At 32.7% G+C, this 25,332-nt stretch carries 27 protein-coding genes, 1 tRNA gene and 1 pseudogene; 2 read left to right on the plus strand and 27 right to left on the minus strand.

Translation table 11 applies throughout. The features are described 5' to 3' along the window. Positions 1–56: 56 nt before the first annotated feature. The 3 genes from WFH39_RS09045 to WFH39_RS09055 all read right to left on the minus strand — a co-directional run bounded on the left by WFH39_RS09045 (position 57) and on the right by WFH39_RS09055 (position 4,400). Positions 57–1,988 carry a leucine-rich repeat domain-containing protein gene (locus WFH39_RS09045; protein ID WP_336689645.1) on the minus strand — a complete coding sequence of 644 codons (1,932 nt, stop codon included), beginning with the start codon at positions 1,986–1,988 and terminating at the stop codon, positions 57–59. Between the two features lie 54 nt (positions 1,989–2,042). Then, complete coding sequence (locus WFH39_RS09050; RefSeq protein WP_336689646.1) at positions 2,043–3,998, minus strand: leucine-rich repeat domain-containing protein; 1,956 nt, start codon at positions 3,996–3,998, stop codon at positions 2,043–2,045. 312 nt (positions 3,999–4,310) lie between these two features. After that, positions 4,311–4,400, minus strand: a tRNA-OTHER gene (locus tag WFH39_RS09055). A gap of 204 nt (positions 4,401–4,604) precedes the next feature. On the opposite strand from WFH39_RS09055, the gene WFH39_RS09060 reads away from it, so the two are divergent. Together WFH39_RS09060 and WFH39_RS21200 are read left to right on the plus strand one after the other, a co-directional pair. Beyond that, positions 4,605–4,832 (plus strand): Arm DNA-binding domain-containing protein, encoded by a 228-nt coding sequence (locus WFH39_RS09060; protein WP_336689647.1) that lies wholly within the window; start codon positions 4,605–4,607, stop codon positions 4,830–4,832. 84 nt (positions 4,833–4,916) lie between these two features. Continuing rightward, a pseudogene (locus tag WFH39_RS21200) lies at positions 4,917–5,216 on the plus strand (phage integrase SAM-like domain-containing protein). Positions 5,217–5,450: 234 nt separating this feature from the next. On the opposite strand, the gene WFH39_RS09065 reads toward WFH39_RS21200, so the two are convergent. The 24 genes from WFH39_RS09065 to tssD (WFH39_RS09175) form a co-directional block, all read right to left on the minus strand. After that, positions 5,451–5,783: a hypothetical protein gene (locus WFH39_RS09065; RefSeq protein ID WP_336689648.1), complete on the minus strand. Its 333-nt coding sequence runs from the start codon at positions 5,781–5,783 to the stop codon at positions 5,451–5,453. Positions 5,784–6,233: 450 nt separating this feature from the next. Further along, entirely contained in the window at positions 6,234–6,368 is a 135-nt protein-coding gene (locus WFH39_RS09070; RefSeq protein ID WP_336689649.1) for a hypothetical protein, read from the minus strand. 28 nt (positions 6,369–6,396) lie between these two features. Then, positions 6,397–7,500, minus strand: coding sequence for a hypothetical protein (locus WFH39_RS09075; RefSeq protein ID WP_336689650.1), 1,104 nt, complete (start codon positions 7,498–7,500; stop codon positions 6,397–6,399). Continuing rightward, on the minus strand, positions 7,472–8,290 hold the full coding sequence (locus WFH39_RS09080; RefSeq protein ID WP_336689651.1) for a peptidoglycan-binding domain-containing protein: 819 nt from the start codon (positions 8,288–8,290) through the stop codon (positions 7,472–7,474). The genes WFH39_RS09075 and WFH39_RS09080 overlap by 29 nt, the downstream gene beginning before the upstream one ends. 75 nt (positions 8,291–8,365) lie before the next feature. Further along, complete coding sequence (locus tag WFH39_RS09085) at positions 8,366–9,049, minus strand: SH3 domain-containing protein (RefSeq protein ID WP_336689652.1); 684 nt, start codon at positions 9,047–9,049, stop codon at positions 8,366–8,368. A 33-nt stretch (positions 9,050–9,082) separates the two neighbouring features. Beyond that, positions 9,083–9,346, minus strand: a complete 264-nt coding sequence (locus tag WFH39_RS09090) for a hypothetical protein (protein ID WP_336689653.1) — start codon at positions 9,344–9,346, stop codon at positions 9,083–9,085. A gap of 89 nt (positions 9,347–9,435) precedes the next feature. Further along, complete coding sequence (locus tag WFH39_RS21205) at positions 9,436–9,792, minus strand: L,D-transpeptidase family protein (protein WP_442891703.1); 357 nt, start codon at positions 9,790–9,792, stop codon at positions 9,436–9,438. Continuing rightward, positions 9,788–10,723 carry a hypothetical protein gene (locus tag WFH39_RS09095; protein WP_336689654.1) on the minus strand — a complete coding sequence of 312 codons (936 nt, stop codon included), beginning with the start codon at positions 10,721–10,723 and terminating at the stop codon, positions 9,788–9,790. Before WFH39_RS09095 ends, WFH39_RS21205 begins: the two co-directional genes overlap by 5 nt. Then, positions 10,714–11,250, minus strand: coding sequence for a hypothetical protein (locus WFH39_RS09100; protein ID WP_336689656.1), 537 nt, complete (start codon positions 11,248–11,250; stop codon positions 10,714–10,716). The genes WFH39_RS09095 and WFH39_RS09100 overlap by 10 nt, the downstream gene beginning before the upstream one ends. A gap of 79 nt (positions 11,251–11,329) precedes the next feature. After that, positions 11,330–11,515 carry a hypothetical protein gene (locus WFH39_RS09105; protein ID WP_336689657.1) on the minus strand — a complete coding sequence of 62 codons (186 nt, stop codon included), beginning with the start codon at positions 11,513–11,515 and terminating at the stop codon, positions 11,330–11,332. 96 nt (positions 11,516–11,611) lie between these two features. Continuing rightward, a complete protein-coding gene (locus WFH39_RS09110; protein ID WP_336689658.1) occupies positions 11,612–11,857 on the minus strand; it encodes a hypothetical protein in 246 nt (81 codons plus the stop codon). Positions 11,858–12,130: 273 nt separating this feature from the next. Then, positions 12,131–12,940 (minus strand): hypothetical protein, encoded by an 810-nt coding sequence (locus WFH39_RS09115; protein WP_336689659.1) that lies wholly within the window; start codon positions 12,938–12,940, stop codon positions 12,131–12,133. Position 12,941: 1 nt separating this feature from the next. Continuing rightward, positions 12,942–14,996, minus strand: coding sequence for a M23 family metallopeptidase (locus WFH39_RS09120; RefSeq protein WP_336689660.1), 2,055 nt, complete (start codon positions 14,994–14,996; stop codon positions 12,942–12,944). A gap of 19 nt (positions 14,997–15,015) precedes the next feature. Continuing rightward, on the minus strand, positions 15,016–15,825 hold the full coding sequence (locus tag WFH39_RS09125) for a DUF4280 and LysM peptidoglycan-binding domain-containing protein (protein ID WP_336689661.1): 810 nt from the start codon (positions 15,823–15,825) through the stop codon (positions 15,016–15,018). 15 nt (positions 15,826–15,840) lie between these two features. Further along, a complete protein-coding gene (locus WFH39_RS09130; protein ID WP_336689662.1) occupies positions 15,841–16,923 on the minus strand; it encodes a LysM peptidoglycan-binding domain-containing protein in 1,083 nt (360 codons plus the stop codon). A 54-nt stretch (positions 16,924–16,977) separates the two neighbouring features. Then, positions 16,978–17,259 carry a hypothetical protein gene (locus WFH39_RS09135; protein ID WP_336689663.1) on the minus strand — a complete coding sequence of 94 codons (282 nt, stop codon included), beginning with the start codon at positions 17,257–17,259 and terminating at the stop codon, positions 16,978–16,980. Between the two features lie 2 nt (positions 17,260–17,261). Continuing rightward, positions 17,262–17,708 carry a hypothetical protein gene (locus WFH39_RS09140; RefSeq protein ID WP_336689664.1) on the minus strand — a complete coding sequence of 149 codons (447 nt, stop codon included), beginning with the start codon at positions 17,706–17,708 and terminating at the stop codon, positions 17,262–17,264. A 166-nt stretch (positions 17,709–17,874) separates the two neighbouring features. Then, positions 17,875–18,894, minus strand: a complete 1,020-nt coding sequence (locus WFH39_RS09145) for a DUF2931 family protein (protein WP_336689665.1) — start codon at positions 18,892–18,894, stop codon at positions 17,875–17,877. Positions 18,895–19,045: 151 nt separating this feature from the next. Beyond that, entirely contained in the window at positions 19,046–20,062 is a 1,017-nt protein-coding gene (locus tag WFH39_RS09150; protein WP_336689666.1) for a DUF2931 family protein, read from the minus strand. Positions 20,063–20,135: 73 nt separating this feature from the next. Further along, positions 20,136–21,728 carry a phospholipase effector Tle1 domain-containing protein gene (locus WFH39_RS09155; protein ID WP_336689667.1) on the minus strand — a complete coding sequence of 531 codons (1,593 nt, stop codon included), beginning with the start codon at positions 21,726–21,728 and terminating at the stop codon, positions 20,136–20,138. A 1-nt stretch (position 21,729) separates the two neighbouring features. Then, the gene (locus tag WFH39_RS09160) at positions 21,730–23,637 is read right to left on the minus strand and encodes a type VI secretion system Vgr family protein (protein WP_336689668.1); all 1,908 of its coding nucleotides are present in this window, start codon (positions 23,635–23,637) and stop codon (positions 21,730–21,732) included. 101 nt (positions 23,638–23,738) lie between these two features. Further along, positions 23,739–24,128: a type VI secretion system tube protein TssD gene (tssD, locus tag WFH39_RS09165; protein WP_336689669.1), complete on the minus strand. Its 390-nt coding sequence runs from the start codon at positions 24,126–24,128 to the stop codon at positions 23,739–23,741. A gap of 119 nt (positions 24,129–24,247) precedes the next feature. Further along, the gene (gene tssD, locus WFH39_RS09170; RefSeq protein ID WP_268052750.1) at positions 24,248–24,634 is read right to left on the minus strand and encodes a type VI secretion system tube protein TssD; all 387 of its coding nucleotides are present in this window, start codon (positions 24,632–24,634) and stop codon (positions 24,248–24,250) included. Positions 24,635–24,827: 193 nt separating this feature from the next. Then, the gene (gene tssD / locus WFH39_RS09175) at positions 24,828–25,214 is read right to left on the minus strand and encodes a type VI secretion system tube protein TssD (protein WP_268052749.1); all 387 of its coding nucleotides are present in this window, start codon (positions 25,212–25,214) and stop codon (positions 24,828–24,830) included. Positions 25,215–25,332: the final 118 nt, after the last annotated feature.

The raw sequence follows: 25,332 nt of genomic DNA on the forward strand, positions 1-25,332 counted from the left end.
TTATTTAAGAAATTAAAATTAATCTGAATAATGAAAATGGAGAATCGTTTTCGTTTTTAAATCCCAAATTCATCTTTCTCCCAAATCCATAAATTTACGCTTGGTAATCCACAGTAAATGGCAATTTCAGGACGATTCAATTGTGATTCAAGATTAAGTTCTTTGGAATTATTCACTAATAAATTGACTTCCCTTAAATTAGGCAAAGTATTCAGCACCTTTACGTCTGTAACTTTTGTTTGGTATAAATCCAAGCGCTCTAATTTTTTTAATGCTTCTAATCCTGAAATATCATTTACCTCATAGCTTTCCAATAATGTTAACCATTTCAAATTGGGAAATTTCCAGATTTCTTTCAGATCAATTTTATTCTGAAGAGAAGATAAATCTAGTTTTTCAAGGGATGGTAAAGTTTCAATGGAAGACAAATTCTTAATTGCACTATTTCTCAAATCCAAAACTTTCAGCTTTTTCAGGGTTTTTAATTGCAGCTTCTTTATGTGTTCAAGCTTCAGAAATTCCAAATTAGGAAACTGGCTCAGCCCTTTCACCGCACAATCTTCATGACTGTAAAAACTCAATCTTTTCAGTGATTTCATTTTTGGAAGCATATTAATGTCACATTTCCCGTCACTGCTTATCTCCAAAGATTTTAAACGTTTTAAATGTTCAAATCCCGTACAATATAAATTTGATTCACTGTAGATATTTAAAAACTCCAAGTTTTTCAGATCTTCCAAATCGATAATCTTCTTTGTTTTTTCTATCCTTATTTCTAATTTTTTTAATTTTTTAAAAGTAAGAATAGATTCCACAGTCTGTAACGAAATATTGTAACCTATTTTTAAAGATTCCAGTCCTGTAAATTTTTCGATGGGATAGTTTGTGGGTTTATCCTGAGATTCATAAAACTCCAGCTCTTTCAGCTGTTTTTTTAGAGGAAACAGTTTTGAAAAAATTCGGGTATCTTTACTATCTTTTCCAAAACCGTTTAATTCAAAACTTGTCAAATTAGGAAAATGCTTAAAATAACTATGTTTTTTAATCGCTGAATCTCTAACCTCTACGCTCTGGATTTGTTTTGCAATGGATAAAAATGCATCCACATAAAACTTAGATTTATCAAATGTGAGATGATGCAACCTTTCAAATTTTTCCAGATTATCAATTTTTTTTCCTTTAAAATTGGTAAAATGTATATGATTAATATAATTTCTGATCCCTAATACATTTTTTAGATCGAGCTGCTTTTTATCTTTCACGAAAACAAAACAGGTAATTTTTTTATTAAAAGGATTTTCCAATTTCCTTATGTCTTCAACTATCGTATCATTATCGAATCCAATTTCTTCAAGCTCCTTAAGCTCAGAAATTCCTTCAAAATTTCCTATACGGCAGTTTACAAAATCAATATCCCCCACCGATTTTTTAAAGGGTATAAAAGAAATATCTTTAAACTGCGAGTCGGAAATGCTAATCCTGTAAATTGATTTTTCTTTTATTTTTCTTGGATGATAGGTGAAGGTTATTTTATCAAGATATAATACAGAAATTCCTTCTATATTGCTTATCTCCTGAATGTTTTCAATATGACAGTTTTCAATAGAAAAGCTATGGTGTCCTTTACTAACTGATGTAGGAAAGCAATTCAGCCCGCTTGCATCAAAATTCATATTAGAAAAATGAATTTCACTTGGAAAGTCTCTCGTTACCTCACAGTCATTGTTTGTGAACGTCACATTATCCAAATGAAAAGAATAACAATTCTCCAACTTCAATAATTCTGAAAAATTGGAAATGGTAGAATCGCTGACATACAATCTTCCTACATTCCTGATCCACGGCAAGATGATAGAAAAATCGTCAATTGTTAAATTTTTGAGATCTATTCTTGATCTTGCATAATCTTCCCAAGGTTCTTCCCCTAAAATTTCTTTTAATCTTTTATAAGCTTCTGATGTTTTATCTGTTTGATGATTTTCTTTCATTTTGAGTGGTTATTCTGTTTAAATATTAATCTTACTTTGCTTCTTACGGATCATTTAAATTCCAAATTCATCTTCTTTCCAGATAAAAAACATAACACTTGGCAATGCATAATAAGCCGCTATTTCGGGACGATCCAATTGTGCTTTAAGATCCAGTTTGTAATTTTTTACTGCTAAATTCACTTCTTCTAAATTCGGTAAAGTGTTCAGAACTTTCACATCTGTAACGTTGGTTTTATATAAATCCAGACGCTCCAGCTTTTTTAAAGGCTCCAAACCGGAAATATCATCCAGTTCTTCATTTTCTAAAAATCCTAGCCATTTCAAATTCGGGAACTTATACATTTCCTTCAAGTCAATATTATTCTGAATACGCGATAAATCTAATTTTTCCAGAAATGGCATGGTTGCAAAGGAAGAAAAGTCTTTGATGTTACTGTTATACAAATCCAGAACCTTTAGCTTTTTCAAAGGTTTTAAATTCACCTTACCGGCTCCTTGAAGGCTAAGAAATTCCAAATTGGGAAAACGGCTAAACCCTTTCATTTTAGAGTGATTTCCATACAAATTCAGCCTTTTTAAAGATTCTATTTTGGGAAGTGTTCTGAGATCGAACTTTTTATCATTAATGATCTTGAGAGATTTTAAACGTTTTAAATTTTCAAATCCGATAAACTTTGTCCTTGAATTAAAAATTAAAAATTCCAACTTTTTCAGATGTCCCAAATCGAAGGTCTGTTTGGTTTTTACAGTGCTTATTTTTAGCTTTTTCAATTTTTTCAACTGCATAATAGATTTTCCCGTTTTCGCAGAAATTTCATAACCCAATTTTAAGGTTTCCAGTGAAGTAAATTGTCCGATATGATAATCTGGAGCTTTTTTATCCATTTCTTCGTCTTCATAAAAATCCAGACTCGTCAGCTGATCTTTTAACAGAAGTAATTTTGAGAAATTTTTTATCTCTTTACTCTCTCTTGAGAAACAGAGTGATTCAAAACTCTTCAAATTAACGAAAGACCTGAAATAGTTATGTTTTTTAATCTCAGAATCTCTCATCTTCACTTTTTGAATCTGATTGGCAATAGGCAGAAAAGCATCGACATAAAATTCAGATTTATCAAATGAAAGAGTTTTAACCATTTCAAAATTTTCAAGATCCTTTATTTTTTTCACTTTAAAATAGGTAAAGCTTAATTCATTAATATAATTTCTGAGTGAGACTGCATTTTTTAAACGAAATGGTTTTTCCGCCTTACTGAAATGACAGGTAATTTCTTTATTGAATGGGTTTTCTAATTCTTCTTTGTTCTCAACAACCGTATCGGTAGTCATTTCAATTTCTTCAAGTTTTTCAAACTCTGAAATTCCGTTAAAACTTCCGATTCTACAGTTTTTAAACTCAATATCTGTAACTGATTTTTTAAATGGTATAAAAGAAATATCTTCAAACTTGGAGTTGAAAATATGGATCATGTAGATTGATTTTTCTTTTACCTTGCTAGGGTTACAAGTAAAAGTTATGTTGTCGAGATGTAATGAATAAAGCCCTTTTATAGTGCTGATTTCCTGAATATTATCAATATGACAGTTTGTAATGAAAAGATGCTTATATCCTTTACCGGATGACGATATATGAAAACTGTTAAAACAACCTGCATCAAAGGTCATATTTGAAAATCGGATTTCATAAGGAAATCCTGTGGTTACATTACACTCATTGTTTCTGAAAGTCACATTATCCAGAGTGAAACTGGAACAACTCTCTATTTTTAACAATTCAGAAAAATTGGCAATGGTACAGTTGGTAAGTTTTACTTTTGTTACTTTAACGAGGTATGGTAAAAACTTTGAAAAATCCTCAATATCGACGTCTTTGAGATGTAAATATTGAAGTAAGTTATATTTTAAGTAGTCTTCCGGTTTTATTCCTAAGATTTCCTCAATTTTCTGCGTTTCTTCATCAAGAACCGTTGATCTATTTATTTGATTATCTGTATTTTCAGTACTCATCGTTTATATGTTTTTATGGTTATTATTTAATGAAAATTATTTTATTCAGCCCTTAAAACGTTTTAATAATCACCTGATACACCTGCTTCCGCAATTGTATCAATTTCAAATTTTAATAAAAGGATCACATTTAGACCTGATCTTTATAATTTTTTAGCTCAATAGAATTCTGCAAATAAAGAATAAAAGGAAATAACAACAAAGCGGAAAAAGAAAATTTAACACCTATGATATTGGATATATTATATCCGAGATTTTTGGCCATAAAAAAGCCCTCTTAAAAAGAGAGCTAAACCACTGATTATCAGCCTGTAACCCAGGCGGGACTTGAACCCGCACGCCAAAAGAGGCACAGGATTTTAAGTCCTATGAAGATTGGTTCTAAATATCGTACACTGGCTTATTTTGGGGATTTTTCGTTGATTTAGTGTTTCATAATAAACCAATATAAACCGTAAGAAAGCGCCATTTGTTGTACCTATGTTGTACCCATAATTTAAGAAAATTTAGCTCTAATTTCCCTAGGGTTAAGTTGCCTGTGCCCTTCCTTATAGCTAACTTAGCAGTACCTTATAGCTAACTTAGCAGTATATTAAACATTTTATTATGTCATCAATTACCGCTATTTTACGAAAAAAACCGAATGCAAAAGGAGAATATCCAATCTATATTCGGATAACTAAAGAACGAAAATCCACCTTTGTTGCTCTGGGATATTACATCAAAATCGAAGACTGGGACGAGAAACATAAAAAAGTGAGAAAATCTCATCCAATGCTGTACGTCTTAACAACCTTATCATTAAAAGAATTACCGATGCAGGAGGAAAGTTAATTGAAATGGACGCTTCGGATAAAAATGTTTCGGTAAAAGCCATCCGAAAAAGAATCATTAATAAAAGGAAACGACTTCTTTGCTATTGCTGAAGAATATCTTGCTAACTTGGAAAGACTAAAAAAGTATAACCAACTCTCGGCAGAAAAACCAAGGGTTACTCATTTTAGAGAATTTTTGAAATGCAAAAAGTTTCCTATTGAGCAAATTGACGTTCCTTTATTGAAAGCCTATCAATCCTATCTAAAAGCCGAAAGAGAAATTTCTGACTGAACGATTATGAACCATTTGATTGTGATTAGAACGATTTACAATTCAGCGGTTAAAGAAGGAATTATTGATAATAAGAATTATCCTTTTGGTAAAGATATAAATTCAGATTAAATTTCCAGAATCCATTAAAATTGGTTTAACCCAAGAAGAAGTGTTGGCAATCGAACAATTGGATTTAACAGGATTATGTGTATCGTCTTCCTAAAGGGTAAACTGCAAAACCTCACTTTCCATATCCGTACATTCAGCTTTGGCGGTTAAGGCATCTCTATAGCTTAAGGGTTGGGTTATTTTATGACCATTGACATCCAACAAAATAATTTTATTGATTTTCGAGTTTACTCATCATTCATTGGGTTTTATAAGTCCTTCTTTAGAAATTGAATAACTCTTTTTATTAATAATTTTTTCATTATATCTTGATATAAGTGACTCTATTATATCAATTTTATATTCTTTCATTATACTATATGTAGTAGTTCTATTTCCTTTTTCAGTTTCTATACTTGTATAAAGAATAATATTTGATACTGGTTTAAATTTTTCATTCAAGGTAAATAAATACCAAATGGATTGCCCATTTTCATTATAAGTTATCAATATAATTGGTTTAACATTATCACTAATGACAGGAAGTTTAATCATTTTATAATTGTCCTGATGTTCAATTGGAAACATACTATAATAATCTTTATCAATAGATTTAAATCCTTTTTCTTCATTTATTGCATCAAAATCATATTTATTAGGTAATGAGAGCTCTTGACATTCACTATAGATTTTTTCTAACGTATTTTCATTTGTGACTCTAGTTTTTGTGTCATCACTTTCTTCTTTATAAAAACAAGAATCGAATAAATTTTTCCATTTTAAATCATATTTTAATTCAATAGGATTGTCAAGATTCGCAGAAGTATTATATAATTTACCATCTTTTTTGTGATATTTTATCCATCCAATAGTGCCTGTTCCATCAGTATCAAAAAAAGTTTACATGATATAGTATCATCATTCTCTTCATCGATTAAAAGATTTACTTTGTTTTTATCAATTTTCCATTCTGAAAAGGGGAAATTACTACTTCTAACAAGTTCAGTTAGATAATCATAGCAATTTTCAGATAATTTATTAGAAAGTGTCTTTTTGTGTAGTAACACCAGTTTCTGTATTATTTTTTATACTATCAATATTTTCCTTTTTAAAAGGTTCTCCTTTACAAGAAAATAGAAATAAAATAAGGAAGAAATTTAATACTTTTTTCATTTTTATTATTTATTTTTTTCAAATTCATTTACAAATCGAGGTTTATACCCTCTAGATATTTCCTATAGGTTTCTTGTGCCTCAGATTCTGTGGAGTGCCATCTTGCCCAATTTCCATTATGCTTTTGTATATAAAAAGCTTTATATTCCATTCCTGCTAATACTGAAGGAAGTATAACAAATTCTTTTTTTCTATCAGTAACTTGTTTATTACCACCTTTACCGCTCATTCCTTTATTTTCAAAAGCACTCCAAACACCCATTGCTTTGTATTCTGGATGTGCTTCAAAAAAAGAATCATCCCAACCATAATTAGGAGCATTACCATGAACTTCCATTCCTCCTGTTCCACAAGCTTTATATTGTCCAGAAGTAAAATGTCCCGTTTCATCTCTATACATCCTTTCAATTACAATTGCCATATCTTTTCCATACTTATCATAAATTATTTTAAGTGCGCTCTTTCCATCTTCCACAGTAAAATTATTATCTGAAGTTTTTTGAGTTATTGCAGGAGTATTCATTTTTTGAGAAATACCTCCTCCCATACAATTACATATATTTGGATTTGCTTTATTTGCTAAAACGGCAATACTCTCTCCATTAACTTGATTTATATTCTTTACAAAAAACTCATCTTTCAAATATTTTAATTCAAATTGTCTTACATCATAATGAATCCATGTGCTTGCTATAAACTCTCCTTTATATGCAGGAACTCCTGGTTCTAATGAAAATTTATCATCATCATCCCATCTTACCTGATTTCCTAAATGTTTTACAAAGATTTTTTGTCGTATTTCTTCTATTTCTTTTGGTACTTGTGTTCTTTTTCCATTTTTATTAAAATGTATGTCCAACGCTTTTCCCATGTGGTTGGTTGAACTTCTTTTATGTTGTTTGTTATTTTCGTGACATCTATAACCAGAAAAAATACATTTAACAGAATATTTCATATCTTTTTCAATAACTGTTGTATAGAACATTGCTGCTCTTAATGCCCAAATTAAGCTTCTATGAATACCTGGATATTCATATTTTCTAATTTTTTCATCAATTTTTGAATTTTGTTTTTGCTCAGAAAATTTACCATTTCCAAAACCTTTACATTTCCCCACAAGGACATTTAACATCGTCAAAATTTATAATATACTTATTTTGAAAATCATCAATTGCTTTTAAAACATTTCCACAGACTTTTCCTGTTTCGGGAACTTTCATATAATCCTTTTGGAACTGTTTTATCATTTTTTCTGTCCTATCAGTAAATTCATCTGTTGGAATATTCCCACCAAATCCAGAAAGTCGTATATTAATTTCTCTGATTAATTCACTTTTATCTCCTTTTTTAATACAATACTTTTCTCCACAATTAGAAACTGAAGGTCGTACAGCTTCTCCTTTTACAATCGCAGAAGATTTTCCATCGGGTGTTTGTGCTGTGGGTGTTTTCTCTTTGGTAGCAGTACCTTTGCTTTCCCACCAATCCCATAGTTCTTTCCCTGTCTCTATTATTCTTTCCCCAATTCCTTTTTCTTCCTTTTTGCTAGGTGGTTTTTGTTCGGCGGGAGAACCTTTGGCTTTTGGGATAGTTGCTGGTTTAGCCGGCTTTGTAGGTGTGGTGGGAGTTTTGGGGTGTGGTTTCGGTGTTTGTGGAAAGGAATTGTTTACATCCACATTTCCAGAAGTATGTTTTTTATTTTTATAATATTCTACGGTTACATAAAACTCCAGTTTTTTCGGATCAGTTTCCCCCTGCAAAGCTTTCTGCATAAGCGCTTTGGTAAGCATAAATTCTACCACAGCAACACCGTTTTTATCTACTTTGGCTTTTTGGGCGTCTATTGGCTTGTTACTTCCATTGTGTCCTTGCCCTTTTGCATCATCTTCCCAAAGAGTGGATATCAGTTCTTTATTGAACATATTAACACAATATGCTCTGGCTCTCAGTTTTTCTTTAAAACTCAAAGTAATGCCTTTAAAATATACTAAGAAGATTTATTCGGATTTTATTCTACTTTTATGAACATAACCTTGTTTTCCTTCTTTGGTTTTTATTAAAAACCAGTTACCGGAATTATCCAAGACCTCAATACGTTCCCCAGATTTTATCTTTTGTAATATTTCTGATTGAGTGTTTTTTTCTTTTCTAAGATTTGTATACCCATCAGGGTCATTTATTACCCCTTTTAACTGATCACTGTTTTCGTTTGATGCAATAATATATTTTTTTAAGGTTGGTAATATATTTTGTTTATAATAATTATTTTCAAAACTGTTAAATTTATCTATTAAATTATACTCAAAAATAGGGCTGATATCTATAAAATAGATAGTTTTGTTTTTCCATTCGGTATATAAGCTAGGTGAAAATATACATTCTATTTTTTCAAATTTTGAAAGTGTATTTTTGAAAGAAATACTACGAAAACTCTTCTCTTTATCTGGATTTAAAAATAATTCTCCTCCGTTTAAATTAATACTTCCCAAATTTTCTTCAAAAAAATTTTCTTTTACTAAATATTCATCTAACAATGTCATTACATATTTAATAATAGTTGTATCATTATATTTAGTTCCTTGTTGAACAAAAAAATATGGATTCTCTATAAAGAACTCTACTAATTCTTCTGGAAAAAGTTCAATCCCATTATAAGATAATGATTCATCCTTTGAAAACACTGATAAAAGATAGAAGGAATCAGTGTCAGAAAGTTATACAACTCTTATAAATAAAAGTTGTGAAATCAGTGTCGATTTAAAATCATCATCTTCACTTTTATTATCTTTTAAATACTTAATAAAGTTTGCCCGATAATCCTTATCTAAAAGATCTTTCAATTTTAAGTTTTCTAAGTATATTCCATTATATTTGTAGGTGTTAATATCTATATCATTTTTATTAAAAATAGAATTATCTATTGTTATCCCGTGTATAAGTTTAGTACTATCATTAACTTTAGCAATATTTGTATTCATAATATTTTCATTATTGATTTTTTTTGACAACTAGAAGTGAAAGCAAAACAAAAACATAGTAATAAAATCAACTTATTCATATAAAAAATTCATTTTGTTATTATTAATTTTCCTGGTTTTATATTAGGATTTTGCTTGCTAAATTCCATCCACCAATCATAAAACCTTTTTGCATCTGAATCATATATTCTTATGCACCCATGTGTTCTTAATAAAGTAGGATTTGTTCGAGGCTCAAATGTTTTTGTTTCTTGTCGACCTCCATGAATACGTATTAAAGACCGTCCACTTTTATCTGCTTCATCACCTTTACCTTTAATAGGTTCAAATGACAATCTCGGATTAGGTCCGTAGGATGTTCTTTTTTTTCCACTTGAGGAACCCATAATAAAAGGGGATGAAGAAATTTGAAATGTACCAAATGGAGCATCAGAAGATTCTCTAATCCTGACATTTTTTTAAAACAACCTCCTTACTATTACTCTCTTGATTAAACTCACAGTCTCTGATTTCTCTTTTTTTTGTTTTATTATTATAAAATCCATACCAATAAAATTTAAGAGTATTAACATCAATTACTTTTATATAAATTACAGGTTGATTATTCAAGTATTCTTCCCACGGTAATTTCGATCCAAAACTCCCACTGTCCTCAGGAATATTTTTAAGTTTATATGCAATTCCTTTTTCAAAATCATATCTTTTTGTTTCAACTAATTCTATGTAAATTTGATTAGATAAAACAACTAAGGAGGCTTCCTCATCTTTAATAGTTAAACTAGCAATTCCATCTCCACAATTTATTTTCCATTCACCATTCGCAGAATATTTAGCATTAATATCTTCAATTTCATTATCATTTTCAGTATCCGAATAACTTAAGATACTTGCTATATCATTAACCTTAATATCATAAATTTTATATCCAGATTTATTTTTTTCTACTTTTAAGTATGTGCAATATTTCGAACCGTCAAAACTACTTGTTGTGCAAACCTCATAGAAATTACTTTTTTTGATATAATTAATTGCAAGAGTCTTTTTCCAATTTGAATCAACATCCTGACCATTTATGACAGGATCGTAATCTATATTTATATTTTTAAGTTTCTCATACAACTTTTGAGACATATACTTTTGTCTAAGTAAATCAAGTTTTTTCTCATCTGTCTTACCCGTATTTTCCATCTCCATAAAATATAAAGTATAAAAATTTTTTAATTCTTTTATTATCTCATTACTATTTTTAGAAATTGCATTTTGTGTATTGGGTTTACTCGTTGGTGTTTGACTGCATGATTGAAGTGAAACAGCAATTAGGAGAAAAATAACTAATTTTTTAATGTTCATTTTATTTAATTTAATTTTTATTTCCATCTATATATATTATATCTCGGAGGATTTTTCCTATATCCAGAACCAGGCCACATATCTCTTTGTTTAAAATCCGATAACCATTGACTTCCATTATACATGCAAATATGCCCATGCGGATGCCCTGGAATACTTTGTATAACTGAAATATCGCCTTTTATTGGTGAATAATTTGTAGTACTGATTTCTATAAAGCCTAATTTTGGTAAAAATTTATCATAATTTTTTGCTGATATTGGTCTACCTTCCGTTGATAATCCTCCAGCTTCAATTGCAATCCTTACATATTTAGCGCATTTTGAAAGCGATTTAGACTCTACATTTGCATTCAGCTTTGCAACTGCTTTATTTATGCTATATTCTTTTTTTGATGACGGCTCATCATCATGAATAACTTTCCTTTCTGGACTTGTAATTACTTTATCTGTTTCCTGACCACTACAACAGTCATAACCGAATTCTTTTAAAAATCTATTATAATGTTCTAAACAAGTTTTCAATGGAGTTGCTGGTTGTAATTTACCATCCAACTTATAATGACTTTGGATACTGTCTTCAGGTAAACTAGCCCATATGCGGCTCCCTTCTTCTTTAATGGCTGATTCTATATTATTTGTTATAATTTTTTTTAATTAAACTTGGTCGTTGTGCTTTCATTAATATTATACAAACTTTATCTTGAGATTCAGCTGTGAAATCTGGAATTTTATATTTTTTTATATAGTCATGATCCGCCTCATAAACACCTGTTTTATTGTTTTTTTTTTGTCTAGTTTTTCCCCATTTAGCCACCACGAAGTATATCTCATTATTTTGTATGCTCCGGCGGCTGAAGATTTTTTGTTATATACTATTTGTGGATGTGTCCTTAAGTCAGTTATTTTATGTCTATCAAATGCAGTAGTGTATCCAATTTTGAAAATTATGAGGAATATAAATTATTTCTTTCTTTTTCGTATCTTTATTATATTTAGAGGCTTTTATTAATTCTCCAGTTCCTTCTCCTACTCGCACCATTCTCATAAAAGCCCTTACTCTTGCCTCGCATTCACATACTTTTTTATCGTCTTTCTTTTCCTGTTGTGGCTCCTTTACAATCGCAGAAGATTTCCCATCGAGTGTTTGTGCTGTGGGCATTTTCTCTTTGGTAGCAGTACCTTGCTTTCGAACCAATCCCAGAGTTCCTTTCCAATCTCTGTTATTTTTTCTCCAATTCCTTTTTCCTCTTTTTTACTTACAGGTTTCTGCTCCGCAGGTGAACCTTTGGCTTTCGGGATAGTCGTAGGTTTATTTGGTTTTTGTTTCAGTAGAATTAGAAGTTATTACAGTTTAGAATTTTATGGTAGCTTTTATTTGAATTTCAACAATTCCATTTCTGAGTAGATTTTTTTTATTTGATATATTGATTTATTAATCTGCATTGTACTGTATTGTGCGTTTTAAATTTGCCCCCATTTGCTCTAAAATAATCTCGGTAACGCCTCCTTCATATGTCATTGATATATCTATTTTTTGTGGATTTATTGTATAATCAATTGTTATAAGTCCGTTTTTATTAATCTCAATACTTTGATTTTCTTTTGGTAATGTTTTTAAAAGAAAGTCAAAATCATCAACAAGTTTATTTTTAATTATATCATTATAACCATTTTTGATCTGAATATTTTTTAAAATACATTCCTCTCCACTCATCATTTCTCCAGAGATCTTTTTGCAATTCTTTTCTATTTTACCACTTGTAATTGAAGATGACTTACTATTTATTTTGGATATTTGACAATTTTTAAAAATGTCATTATTTTTCAGAATACTTTTATCAAACTTTAATTCTGTAGGACTAGATGGATCTGCTGTGATATTTAACAATTTTTGTTCATTTGGTAGAAATATGAGCCATGCTATTGTACTTTCAACCATTTGTTTCTCATTTTGCTTATCTGATAGATTATTTTCGGTATATACATGAACGTTTATACTATCAGATTTTATGATTTCAATGTTTACAGTATAATTATTTTTATATTGTTTTAGTTCTAAATTGCTTGATTCAACAATTTTTTTGACTAAATCATTACAACTGAGCTCTTTGTTTTTTCCTGATAATTCAGAGTTATTGGTTGTTTTATTATTTACTTTTTGAGTTTGTGAATCTAATTTCTTACACTGCAAGACACATAGAGTGATAAAACTCAATCTTAAAAAAAATCTCACTTTATTCATTTTAAAAACTATTTACAATTCGAGGGATACATGTTTTTATATTTTTTTCGTATTTTATCTGGACATCTGGATGATCATCTAATGCATGCCATCTACCTACATTACCATTATGTCTTTGAATAAAATTAGCTATATACATCATTCCTGCCTCAACAGAAGAGAATTTAATATATTTTTTCTTTTTATCAGTCACTTGTTTATTTCCTCCTTGTCCGCTCATTCCTTTATTTTCAAATGACTCCCATAATCCTACAGGTGTATATTCTGGGTGTGTTTTATATAATGATCCATCCCAACCATAATTAGGTGCGGGTTTATCTCCCGAAACCTCCATTCCTGGTGCACCACAATGTTTATATTGTCCAGAAGTAAAATGTGAACACTCCCATCGGTACATCATTTCTATAGTTTTTGCCATTTCTAATCCATATACATCATAAATTTTCATTAAAGCCAACCTCGCATCATGTTCTGTAAACACTCTTTCTTCGTTATCATTTTTATCTGCTTTGTCTCCAAAAGTATTTTTATACCCTTCTTGAAGTATTGTTAAAGAGTCTATCAAATCCGCTCTTCTATTAAAAGGTTTAGAGGAATCACTTAAAGGATTTTTTTTCACATTAAAACCAAGTGCCCCAGTAAAATGTTCAAAGTGAATCATAAAAACAACATCTTCTCCTATTTTCATAAGAGGTATCTTTTTCCCTTTTACTGTTTTTAATAATTTCCCTGTTTTACCTAATTCTTGTTTCTGGACAACTTCGTCCCCTTCTTTCACTTTAATACTTTGAGGATCTAATTCTCCATAACGAATTATAAAATCTCTACCATCTTTAAGAGTATGTCTGATAGTCACTTGATTGGTTTCACAATAAAATACTCTAACATCTAAGACTATTCCATCAGCAATTGCCACTACAGATTCAAGTGGTTTGGTATATAGGTCTCGTGCCGCATGCTTTCTTTTTCCGCCTGATCTATTAGATAAGAAAGTTGTCATATTTGCGCCTTGTTTTGCGGTCCAATTTCTTGATTTACCCCATTTGTTTTCTTTATCATTTTCAGGTTTAACTAGTAAAGGAAAGATTATTAACTTCTCTTTCTCTTCTTTCTTCTCCTGTTTCGGGTCTTTTACAACAGCCGAAGATTTCCCTTCCGGTTTCTGTATTGTTGGTGTTTGGTCTTTAGTAGCGGTTCCTTTGCTTTCCCACCAATCCCATAGTTCTTTCCCTGTCTCTATTATTCTTTCCCCAATTCCTTTTTCTTCCTTTTTGCTAGGTGGTTTTTGTTCGGCGGGAGAACCTTTGGCTTTTGGGATAGTTGCTGGTTTAGCCGGCTTTGTAGGCGTGGTGGGAGTTTTGGGGTGTGGTTTCGGTGTTTGTGGAAAGGGATTGTTTATATTTACATTTTCAGAAGCATGTTTTTTGTTTTTGTAATATTCTACCGTTACATAAAATTCCAGTTGTTTTGGATCTACTTCTCCCTGCATTGCTTTCTGCATCAAGGCTTTTGTGAGCATAAACTCTGTAATGGCAATACCGTTCTTATCAACTTTCGTTTTTTTTGTATCTATAGGTTTGTTGCTTCCATTATGTCCTGAGTTTTTGGCATCATCTTCCCATAATGTAAATACCAATTCTTTATTCAGCATATTGACGCAATACGCTCTGGCTCTTAGTTTTTCTCTAAAACTGAACGTACTACCCTTAGAATCATCCACATAAAACAGTTCCACTTTATTAATCTTCGGGATTTTATCCCGTTTTGGAGTAATAATGAGGCCTCCTCCTTCGGGTCTGTGAAGATAAGCTTCCAAACGGTAGGTATTGCCCAAAGATTTTTCACCAAAGGTGAAATCACTAATTCCTTTTTTCCTAATATTGGTAGTGGCAAATTTTCCATTATTTCTTTTTCTAAATAATTCCCACGTTACTTTTGTAGGATTTCTTTCTGCTATTGGTGTATCGGGATACCAATCTGCTATATGATAGGTGTATTTTTCTCCAATAATAGGAGTAATGACTCCCGAAACTGCTAAAACTCCTTTTTTACTCATATTTATTTGTGTTTTTTAATTACCAAGCTTCGCTGTCACTTTCATTTATTTCCTCCTGAAATTCTTCAAAATCCATTATAGGATTATACACACGTTGTTCCCGGGCATCGGCTTTTTTTACTTGACTTTTTCCCGTAGAACTTTGTTGTCCGTGTTTGAAAATCGTAATTTTCCCACCCGTTGCACACATCAATTCAGAAAGTTCTGTAACACAGCTTTTGCCCATTACCTTTACTTTCTCGTAGGTTTTAGTCCATTTTCCTGCGGGAGCGTACGCACAAGGAAGATAACCTCCGGAAGAGGGTTTCAGCTTACATTGCCCGAAAGGTTGTGCAGGAGGGTCTAGTTGGGTATCATCTTCTGTTACCGCAAGATAATCCGCTTTTCCGTCTGAATCATTCCAATAGTGCTTTTGGTGGCTGGTTACTTTAAATTTCGGAAATTTAAATCCTTGATTGCATTGGCACATTCCTTTCTGCACAACAAAATATTTACCGTCGTGTTCACTGGAACTGCTCTCATCATTTTTTTTCTTGTCCTCTTTTTTTTCTTCTTTAGATTCTTCTTGTTCTTCAGATGGTTGATTTTCTTCTTCCTCTGCTTCATCATCATAGCCATTCATAGGATTAACATCTTCCTCTTCTTCTTTCAGGTACTTTTGGTCTTCGGGAATCAGGATTTCTTTTCCGGGAACTACATCGTGTCCCAGCAAATCCTCCAAAGGACAATAAATATTATGAAACGAACGGAGCGTTTTTCCATCTTTCACCCCGAACTGCTCTGCAACGGAATCTAAAGTATCTCCTTTTTGTACGATATATTTTTTCATCGGATTGGGTGTTTTTTATTTATCAACCAGAGTATTGTATTTTTTCTTCGGTTTTTCTTCTTCCTGTTTTGCAATAAGCAAAAGTGTATGCTTATTGTATTGCTCATCTTCGTGCCAAAGTATAACTTCTGCCTCAACTTTTTGAAGCTGTTTTGTTAGTTTATGTGTGGTATATTTCAACTCTATGTCACCGGAAAGAGTTTCTGCTCCTTCTTCTTCCAACTTTAAACCACGAAGCAACTCTTGAAGACTACAGTTTTCTTTTATTTCTCCTTTAATGATAATTTCCACATTTTCAGGATTTTCAAAATTGTATTCTGTAATGAATCTGCAATTTACCGGAAAGGAATTCTGAATTATAAAAAATTCTTCTTCCCATTCTTTTTTCCTGCGAAACCAATCCATTTCGGGGAATAAAACCTGATACAATAATGTAGAACAAAATTGTTTCAACAAATAATTTTCCTTTGTAATATTGGAATAAAATTTATCAAAATATGCTTTATTAATATCTCCGATAAAAAAGCTTTCTAAATCTGCTCTTTTATTTTCAAATTTTTTGACAAGAGTTTTATGTTCGTAAAATCCTTTTAGTTTTCCCTGAACCGGAACCAAAAATGCAACAGGAGAGATGCTTTCCATACAGGCAAGAGAGAGCATACTTATTTTATCATCAGGAGATTGCCCTTTCTTTTTGAAATCCGAATTATTAACAATTGCTATAAATCCTCTATCAGATATTTCATTGAGTTTTATGGCTGTGGAATAATTAATCTTTATATCTTCTTGTCCCAGTGTTTCAATGCTTTCCGTAACTTCATATGTGGGATAATAGAATGTTTTGTTTAAATAAAGTGCAGGAAGTTTTTCACTGTATGAAAGTTGTTTCTGAACTTCTTTGAGTTCAGCAATTTGATTTTTTGAAGGAATTATAACTTCTTGAATTCCTTTTAAATCAACTCCTATAAGATTTTTCAAATCACAATAGGTATTGTGATATCGCTTCAATGCCTCTGCAGAAATTCCCAATTCTTCCGCAACTGATTGAAGCGTATCTCCTTTTTTCACTTGATATGTTGAGATGCTGATGTTCATCATTTATTAAATATAATAATTCTTGACCAAATTTTTTTATATCTTAAAATTTAAAACCTATCCAAATGACTTACAACCGTGTAAATACTGTAAAACCAATAATTGCACATAGATAGCCCTTTTTATGGGTTCATCTTTATGGTTTGTCCACCAACCTTTTACAAAATATTTTCCTGCTTTCGGTTCTTTTTTAGGATTACCGTAGTTGGTTGTTTTCGCCCTAAAACCATTATTATCTCCAGCAGTCATCGTTAGATTTTTGTAAAGCCCTTCAAAATTACCTTCTACCTCTGTACTGGATTTTTGGATAGCTACTCTCGTAATTTTTCCACCTTCCATAATTAGTGAGATTTAGAGTTTTGCCCACTATTATTAAATTCTCCCTGAGTATGCCAATTATTATTCCCTTGCACCGAAACTTCTTTATTTTCGGCACTTTCATTTATTTCCTTAGCCTTAGATTTTCTTTCACCTTGTGCAATTTCACTTATATTCGCTGCCATCAAAGAATAATCTGCAACTGCGTTTTGCATCATCATCGCTCCTGCAAAACTACAGTGATTCATTCCCGCAGTTTCGGAAATGTTCATCCCCACATTCGTCGTAATATTCTGTCCTACATTGATATTCATATTTTTACCTGCTGTAAACGTTATATCATTCGGTGCATTCACATTAATATTTCCAGCACCATCCATCAGATAAGTATTCCCACTTGGGTCTTCGATGAAAACACTTCCTTCCGCATCATTAAGAATAATTTTGATTCCCGATCTGGTGTGGATCACCTTCTTGTCGTTTCCACTTGTATGGTATGAACTCGTTTCACTTCCGTTGTAATGCGTCCCATCACAAAAGGCTTTTCAGCGTTTTGTGATTCGTGGCTTTCCAAAACTTCCTCGCCAATTTCAGGGATAAAATGAAAACCTTTGAAAAATAGAACAGGTTTTTACTTTATTTATAGCTCTCCTTATAATCTCCTTCCCATTGATAAATACGAATACTGTCAGTTTCTAAAGGTTTACCATTAAGCAAAATCTCAATTGAATTATTGTCATCCGAAATTTGTACCTGCATATCTATTTTACCCGTTTCTTTTTTAAAAACTTCATTGGTTTTTTCCCAATCGAAAAATGCTCTCGCGTTAAATTTTTCAGACTTTTCTTTTCCCGTCTCCCAAAAAAATACCATTTCCTGAGGAATAGCTCGCTGTTTATACGGCATATCCAAAACCCAAGGTCTTAATGCACCTTCTTTTTCTCCATTAAAAGTATAGTTAAGAATTTCAAATAATCTGAACCTAGGGTTTTTGGAAGAAACCACAGGACGCCATTGATAACGTATCCTATAGTTATCCCATTTTTGAGACGTTTCTTGAGGGATTGGATATCCACCAATTTCTTTCATAGTTTTGTAGCTGAATTCGGTAGTTACTCTATATATTTTAGTATAATTTTCTTTGGCTTTAGCTATTTCCTCTTTATTAGTGATAATTATTGCCTGATAACGCCCCAGTTCAATACGTGTATTCCCAAAATTCAGCCACACCACAACCATCCCTTTTGGAGCAAAGCCGAAAACTAAAGTAGAAAAACTATCGTAAGAATTAGTACCATTTGAAGCTTTATACCCTCTTCCCAGCCTTTTATATTCCTGTGTTTCACCTTTAAGGTCATCCCAAACTGAATAAGCACGCTCCATATAATCTTTTATGGTATCTACAGGGAAATCTACATTTAATCTGTAAAAAGCATCTTCGTAGGGAGAATAATACGTGATATCTGCACCAATAGGCGTTCCGTACTGTTCTGTCCAAGTTGATCCAGAATCTCCCCATCGTCCGGAAGAACCACCGTATGGCAGTCCTGCAGGAGTACCTTCCAATGTTTTAATTTTATCTGCTACAGGTTCTATTCTATACTTTGTTGATGGAGAACATATCTCCACCTGAAAAGCCATTTGTTTATCTCTCATTTTTTGACATTGCATTAGTTGAATACAAAATATAAAGCATACAATATTTTGAAAAATGTATTTTAATTTTATATTATCCATCCTGTATATTTCTTTTTCGTTCTTTTCCATAAAATAAAAAACCTTTTCCGAAATAAAAAAGGTTTTTACTTTATTTATAGCTCTCCTTATAATCTCCCTCCCATTGATAAATACGAATACTGTCAGTTTCTAAAGGTTTACCATTAAGCAAAATCTCAATTGAATTATTGTCATCCGAAATTTGTACCTGCATATCTATTTTACCCGTTTCTTTTTTAAAAACTTCATTGGTTTTTTCCCAATCGAAAAATGCTCTCGCGTTAAATTTTTCAGACTTTTCTTTTCCCGTCTCCCAAAAAAATACCATTTCCTGAGGAATAGCTCGCTGTTTATACGGCATATCCAAAACCCAAGGTCTTAATGCGCCTTCTTTTTCTCCATTAAAAGTATAGTTAAGAATTTCAAATAATCTGAATTTAGGGTTTTTGGAAGAAACCACAGGACGCCATTGATAACGCATCCTATAGTTATCCCATTTTTGAGAAGATTCTTGAGGGCTTGGATATCCACCAATTTCTTTCATAGTTTTGTAGCTGAATTCGGTAGTTACTCTATATATTTTAGTATAATTTTCTTTGGCTTTAGCTATTTCCTCTTTATTAGTGATAATTATTGCCTGATAACGCCCCAGTTCAATACGTGTATTTCCAAAATTAAGCCACACCACAACCATCCCTTTTGGAGCAAAGCCGAAAACTAAAGTAGAAAAACTATCGTATGCTTTTCCGCCACCTGACTCATACCCTCTTCCTAATCTTTTATATTCCTGAGTTTCTCCTTCTTTGTCTTCTTTTCTAGAATAGGCACGTTCCATATAATCTTTTATCGTATCAATAGGAAAATCGACATCCAATCTGTAAAAAACATCTTCGTAGGGAGAATAATAAGTGATATCTGCACCAATAGGTGTTCCGTACTGTTCTGTCCAAGTTGATCCGGAATCTCCCCATCGTCCGGAAGAACCACCGTATGGCAGTCCTGCAGGAGTACCTTCCAATATTTTAATTTTATCTGCTACCGGTTCTATTCTATACTTTGTTGATGGAGAACATATCTCCACCTGAAAAGCCATTTTTTTATCTCTCATTTTTTGACATTGCATTAGTTGAATACAAAATATAAAGCATACAATATTTTGAAAAATGTATTTTAATTTTATATTATCCATCCTGTATATTTCTTTTTCGTTCTTTTCCATTCGCTACTTTTCCTACTCTTGGTCCTAAACCAAATTTGGTAACGCTTGCTGACCAATGAAGATATTGATTTCTTAAAGTTTTAAGATCATTAGGATCAATAAAATCCTCATACTGCAATGTTTTTAATTTTTCAACATAATCTCCTGAAGAGTTCGTTTTGTTATATTCTTCCACATATCCGCTTCTAAGCTGGTTGCACGCATTCATATATCCTAATAGCTGATTGTATACTTTCATTAAAAATACGTCTTGTATTGTGTGAGATTTAAGTGATTTTTCATCATACTTTACCCCAAATTGCTTTGAATAATGAAACATACTGTTAATAGCAACTTTATCATACGTATTATAGAGTTTTTCTCTTATACCTGTTAAAATATGTATGGCATCTACACCATGCACATGTGGTGAAGTCCTCCTCGTGAATATTTCATCAGGAAGATACCATCCTTCTTCTATCAGGATTTTTCTATATCTCTCACATTTTTCCGTGCTTCCTTCTTCTGTAAAGAGATCAACGCTTTCTTTACTGCCATTAACGTAGCATCCTCCGATGTCAGAATGAACTCCGGGTAAGGTAAATTCTAATCCCTTTACACCCGATTTTTTAATATTTGTTAAATCAAAATTATCACGAAATTCATCATCAGCTGCAATTTGCAAAACAAAATAGGCTTTGGATACATCATCCAAACCTAGCTGCTTTGTATCATTATCTATTACAGGAACACCAAAAACTTCTTTTCCTCTATGATCCACCCCATAGGAAGCTACCGTGTCATATAGACCAACAAAATTAAAGGTTATTTTTTGTGGAATAACCTCCCAATATCTTAAACAGCCTCCAAAATAACCGTGCTTCGTTATAAGCTCGTCATCTTGATCTACTTCAATTCGTTTTCCTTCAGCTTCGTGTGGAGGAAGTGCCATCCCTTTTTTCTCTGACGATTTGAGAACTAGACAGGGGTTAGTAGCAATATGTACAAAATGCCTTGCTGCAGTGGCACCACGACTGAAACCATAAACATTTACCTTAAGATGAATATTTTTTCCAGCATAACTCTTCAAAGCTTCGGCTCCTTTTACACAACCTTTCGTTACTTTTGCAGGAACGCCTGTATCTCCGGTTCCTAAACCTACACCGGGCAATATGGTATCACTCTCCATATCTGTTGTTCCTATTCCTTCAATATAAACCCTAATTTGATTTTCCGCATTTGGATCTATAGCGTCATATCCTCGTGCAACATTAGAAAAATCGTTGGTATAACTATCATCTTCATGATTGGATTCTTCATAATTTTTGCCAAGAGTAGTATTTGTTTTGTTGTTTTGTGTACCGTCAAAGAAAAGATTGAGACTTACATCGATAAGATTTGTAGGCTTGTCATTAGGATTCATTTTTTTTGCCTCGTTGTATTTTATCCCTTCTTTATTTCCTTTTTGTTCTACGGAAGCAATAGTATTATGAATGATATTCTCTTTGGAAAATGCCGAATAACCTCCTTTTACCTGAGTTTTTATTTTTCCTTCTACAAAATATTCGATACTCATATTAATAGTTTTTGGATTTTTCACCACTATTATTTTGTACTTCCTTTTCAGCGTGATGCTCTATTTTATTTTCACTAGTTACTTCCATACCTTTTATAGCAACAGTTTTATGTTCTTTATCAGCAAAAGTTTCCATATCTCCTTTTATGTAATGGGTCATTTTCCCAATAACATTAGTAATAAAATCACTCCCTACATTATTCATACTCATCATCCCTACCCCCACATTTTTATTCATACCAATTGTTTCTGAGGAATTCATACCCACATTCGTTGTCATATTCATTCCCACATTGATGTTTAGGTTTTCCCCCGCCGTAAACGTCATATTCTTCGGCGCATTCACATTAATATTTCCAGCACCATCCATCAAATAAGTATTCCCACTTGGGTCTTCTATGAATACACTTCCCTCCGCGTCATTTAGAATAATCTTTGTCCCTGACCTTGTATGAATAACTTTCTTGTCGTTTCCACTCGTATGGTAGGAGCTTGTCTCGCTTCCGTTATAATGTGTTCCCATCACAAAAGGCTTCTCTGCATTCTGGGATTCGTGGCTTACCAATACTTCTTCCCCATTCTCAGGGATAAAATGAAAACCTTTGCCCGATCCACTATGAGGTTGGATGAGTCTTATCCACGGTGTTTTCTGTCCTTTTTCTTCCTGCCAAGGAAATTGTACCCTTACTCTTCCCATTCCCATCGGATCGTTGTTGTCGACTACTCTTGCGGGTTGTTCTTCGCCTATCGGTACAGCTTCGGTGTCGATATAGGGAGATGCATTGAATAAATCGGGGATACCTACAAACTCATTGTAATAATCGCCCGGTTCGTAAACATGTTTAATTTCGATGATGCGGTAGGTTTCCATTGCTTTACCGTTGATGTCCGAGAGTTGTGCTCTTCCGCCTATTTTCAGTTGAGGGTCTTTGCTTCTGCCTCTTACCTGCATCAAATTCTCACGTTTTTCTTTCTCCAGTCTCACGGCTTCTTCCAACTGACTTTCTGACCATTTGTCGATGCCTGTATGGTTGAAGTGCATTTTGGGTTTCTTCTTAAATACGTTTTTAGAAGCATTGGTGGCAATTACCTGAAACGGACTTTCCTTAAATTCGCTTCTTGCACCACTACTGTCTTTCTCTATTTTGGCTCCGCTTTGTGTATCGTAACCCATTAAGGTAAATTCCTGAGCCTGCATCCGCATCTCAAATTCTACATCGATCAGATCCTTATTTTCTCCCAGCTTTAGGGTAGGCTGTACCTGACCTCCAAAAACCAGCTTTTCGCCAGTGTAGTAGAAATATTCGCCGTGACGTTTTGCCAGTCTTTGCAGAAACTCGTAGTCAGATTCTTTGTATTGTACGGTGTAAGAAAGGGGCTTTTTATTGTATTGGTTCAGTTGATTAGAAGAAATTTCTACTTTGGCTTCCTGCGGATATCCTTCGGTTACTTCTTTTACAATCTGTTCCAGGGTTTTGTCTTCAAAACTCTGGCAGTCTTTACCGCTTTCCAGTAAAATGCTTGGGGCGTACCCTGTAATATAAAGGTCTCCATAACCACCACCTTCATCTTTTTTGTTTTTTATTTTTCCAATAATACCCCGAAAATAATGTCTTGGTTCGCCAAAACGCCAATAGGTAATGCCGATTTCTTTGCCGAGTAAATTTTTAGAATTTTCCATTACATAACCCATGAAGGTGTCTAAAGCGTCATCGGGAACAACGATGGTAAAACTGTCGTGGTCGTTGGTTTTTTGGTGTAGGGTAACTTCATAGCTGTTTTTTCTTAGAAATTCTTTGCCATCTAAAGTGAGAAGGCAATACACCAAAGGGTTGGTTTTATCTTTTAGCCAGTCTTCAAATCGGCGTGATGTACCAAAAATAGCTGGATCGAATGGTTGGTTTTCCATACTGTTTTATTATTGATGAATGATGATTTGATGGTTGATGAATGATTACTTTTGATTCTCGCATCTTTTATCATTCATCATTGATGTTTTATCATTGACAATTACTCCATCCACTGTTTTTCGTGCATTGCTCCGTTGATGTTGAATTTCTTGGCGATCAAACGCATTTCTATTTGTAAAGGCTGACTGTCAAGCCCATTGAAACATTCTGTAAATTCTATACAAAACGCTTTTTCAAAATTCAGTTCCTGAAGCTTGCTCATCGCATCTCTTCGGTAAAAGATAATCTTGCCGTTCTTTACCTGATTATGATCTAACATCCATCCTAAAAGCTCAGGATTGCCCGTGCTTTCAATCTTAATGATGATATCTCCTCCTTTTGGCATTCCTTTTGGCTTCCCTGTACCGTCAACGGGTTGGATGAAGTTATATTTACACTCCAAAATATTATAGGTATTGCCGTCTAATTCTAGTTTTGATAAAAAGGACATAATTTTTAGTTGTTAGTTGATGGTTCTTTGTTGGTGGTTTCTACCTCTTTCAAAATATTATTTCAAAAAGCAAAAAAATGGGCAATAAATCGTATTACCCATTTTCTTAGTTCAATGGTTTACACCCACTCATTGATGTACTTTCCTGTTCCCATTTCGATCTCTCTTGCAGAAATGGTAAACGTTTCTGTTAAAGGATTTTCTCCCGTTGAATCAAACTTTTCTTTGTGTTTCACCAAGTAAGCTTCTTTAAATTTCAACTCTTTCAATGTAGCTTCAGTATCTCTTTTGTAGAACACCACGCTTCCGTCTTTTCTTTCGAATGAATTGGTCATCCATTCAAATAAATCGGTTTCGCCGGTGCTTTCAACAGTAACATCTATTTTACCACCTCTGGTAATAGTAGACGGTCTCCCCGTTGCGTCTGTTTCCTGAAACAAACCGTAGTTTACATTAAGTACATTGTAGTTTTTTCCCGCTACTTTTAATATGGATTTAAATGACATAATTGTAAAATTTTAATTGTTATGAATAGAATTTGTGTTTTTAAAAATCTTTGTATCAATGAACTTAGAGATCAAAGAAACGTAAGATCTACGAAATTTAAATAGAAAAAAGACTTAAAATAAATCTCTATCTATACAATAAGATCAATTCAATGATTATAGAAGTTTAATGGATTTGTGTTTCGAATAAGGACTACACCCACTCGTTAACATGTTTCGCATTACCCAGCTCAATTTCTTTCGCTGAAAGAACAAAAGTCTCCGTCAATGGATTATCTCCCGACGCGTCAAAATTTTCGGTGTATTTTACAAGATAAGCTTCTTTGAATTTAAGTTCCTTCAGCGTCGCATCGCTGTCTCTTTTGATGAATTTTACACTTCCGTCTTTTCTTTCGAAAGAATTGGTCATCCATTCAAAAAGATCGGTCTCGCCTGTGCCCTCTACGGTAATAAAGATTTTACCGCCACGGGTAACGGAAGAGGGCCTTCCTGTTTTGTCGGTTTCCTGTAGCATAGCGTATTCTACAGATAGTACGTTGCGCTTTTTTCCTGCGTACTCTAATAGGGTTTTAAATGACATAATAAATATATTTAAAGTTTAACTTTTACTACTACCAAATATGGAATATATTCTGATCTGTGTTTTTTCATCATTTGTTATTTTGACATCAAACCAATAAGGGAATATTTCCTGATGT

Origin of the sequence: Chryseobacterium sp. MMO-72, from assembly GCF_037146035.1 — a bacterium.
In the GTDB taxonomy this organism is placed as follows: domain Bacteria; phylum Bacteroidota; class Bacteroidia; order Flavobacteriales; family Weeksellaceae; genus Chryseobacterium; species Chryseobacterium indicum.

What these genes read in the sequence shown, in the direction of transcription:
- WFH39_RS09045 (WP_336689645.1), bottom strand. Translation starts at nt 1,988, where the DNA reads ATGAAAGAAAATCATCAAACAGATAAAACATCAGAAGCTTATAAAAGA.
- WFH39_RS09050 (WP_336689646.1), bottom strand. Translation starts at nt 3,998, where the DNA reads ATGAGTACTGAAAATACAGATAATCAAATAAATAGATCAACGGTTCTT.
- WFH39_RS09060 (WP_336689647.1), top strand. Translation starts at nt 4,605, where the DNA reads ATGTCATCAATTACCGCTATTTTACGAAAAAAACCGAATGCAAAAGGA.
- WFH39_RS09065 (WP_336689648.1), bottom strand. Translation starts at nt 5,783, where the DNA reads ATGTTTCCAATTGAACATCAGGACAATTATAAAATGATTAAACTTCCT.
- WFH39_RS09070 (WP_336689649.1), bottom strand. Translation starts at nt 6,368, where the DNA reads ATGAAAAAAGTATTAAATTTCTTCCTTATTTTATTTCTATTTTCTTGT.
- WFH39_RS09075 (WP_336689650.1), bottom strand. Translation starts at nt 7,500, where the DNA reads ATGTTAAATGTCCTTGTGGGGAAATGTAAAGGTTTTGGAAATGGTAAA.
- WFH39_RS09080 (WP_336689651.1), bottom strand. Translation starts at nt 8,290, where the DNA reads ATGTTCAATAAAGAACTGATATCCACTCTTTGGGAAGATGATGCAAAA.
- WFH39_RS09090 (WP_336689653.1), bottom strand. Translation starts at nt 9,346, where the DNA reads ATGAATACAAATATTGCTAAAGTTAATGATAGTACTAAACTTATACAC.
- WFH39_RS09095 (WP_336689654.1), bottom strand. Translation starts at nt 10,723, where the DNA reads ATGGAAATAAAAATTAAATTAAATAAAATGAACATTAAAAAATTAGTT.
- WFH39_RS09110 (WP_336689658.1), bottom strand. Translation starts at nt 11,857, where the DNA reads ATGCCCACAGCACAAACACTCGATGGGAAATCTTCTGCGATTGTAAAG.
- WFH39_RS09115 (WP_336689659.1), bottom strand. Translation starts at nt 12,940, where the DNA reads ATGAATAAAGTGAGATTTTTTTTAAGATTGAGTTTTATCACTCTATGT.
- WFH39_RS09120 (WP_336689660.1), bottom strand. Translation starts at nt 14,996, where the DNA reads ATGAGTAAAAAAGGAGTTTTAGCAGTTTCGGGAGTCATTACTCCTATT.
- WFH39_RS09125 (WP_336689661.1), bottom strand. Translation starts at nt 15,825, where the DNA reads ATGAAAAAATATATCGTACAAAAAGGAGATACTTTAGATTCCGTTGCA.
- WFH39_RS09130 (WP_336689662.1), bottom strand. Translation starts at nt 16,923, where the DNA reads ATGATGAACATCAGCATCTCAACATATCAAGTGAAAAAAGGAGATACG.
- WFH39_RS09135 (WP_336689663.1), bottom strand. Translation starts at nt 17,259, where the DNA reads ATGGAAGGTGGAAAAATTACGAGAGTAGCTATCCAAAAATCCAGTACA.
- WFH39_RS09145 (WP_336689665.1), bottom strand. Translation starts at nt 18,894, where the DNA reads ATGAGAGATAAACAAATGGCTTTTCAGGTGGAGATATGTTCTCCATCA.
- WFH39_RS09150 (WP_336689666.1), bottom strand. Translation starts at nt 20,062, where the DNA reads ATGAGAGATAAAAAAATGGCTTTTCAGGTGGAGATATGTTCTCCATCA.
- WFH39_RS09155 (WP_336689667.1), bottom strand. Translation starts at nt 21,728, where the DNA reads ATGAGTATCGAATATTTTGTAGAAGGAAAAATAAAAACTCAGGTAAAA.
- WFH39_RS09160 (WP_336689668.1), bottom strand. Translation starts at nt 23,637, where the DNA reads ATGGAAAACCAACCATTCGATCCAGCTATTTTTGGTACATCACGCCGA.
- tssD (WP_336689669.1), bottom strand. Translation starts at nt 24,128, where the DNA reads ATGTCCTTTTTATCAAAACTAGAATTAGACGGCAATACCTATAATATT.
- tssD (WP_268052750.1), bottom strand. Translation starts at nt 24,634, where the DNA reads ATGTCATTTAAATCCATATTAAAAGTAGCGGGAAAAAACTACAATGTA.
- tssD (WP_268052749.1), bottom strand. Translation starts at nt 25,214, where the DNA reads ATGTCATTTAAAACCCTATTAGAGTACGCAGGAAAAAAGCGCAACGTA.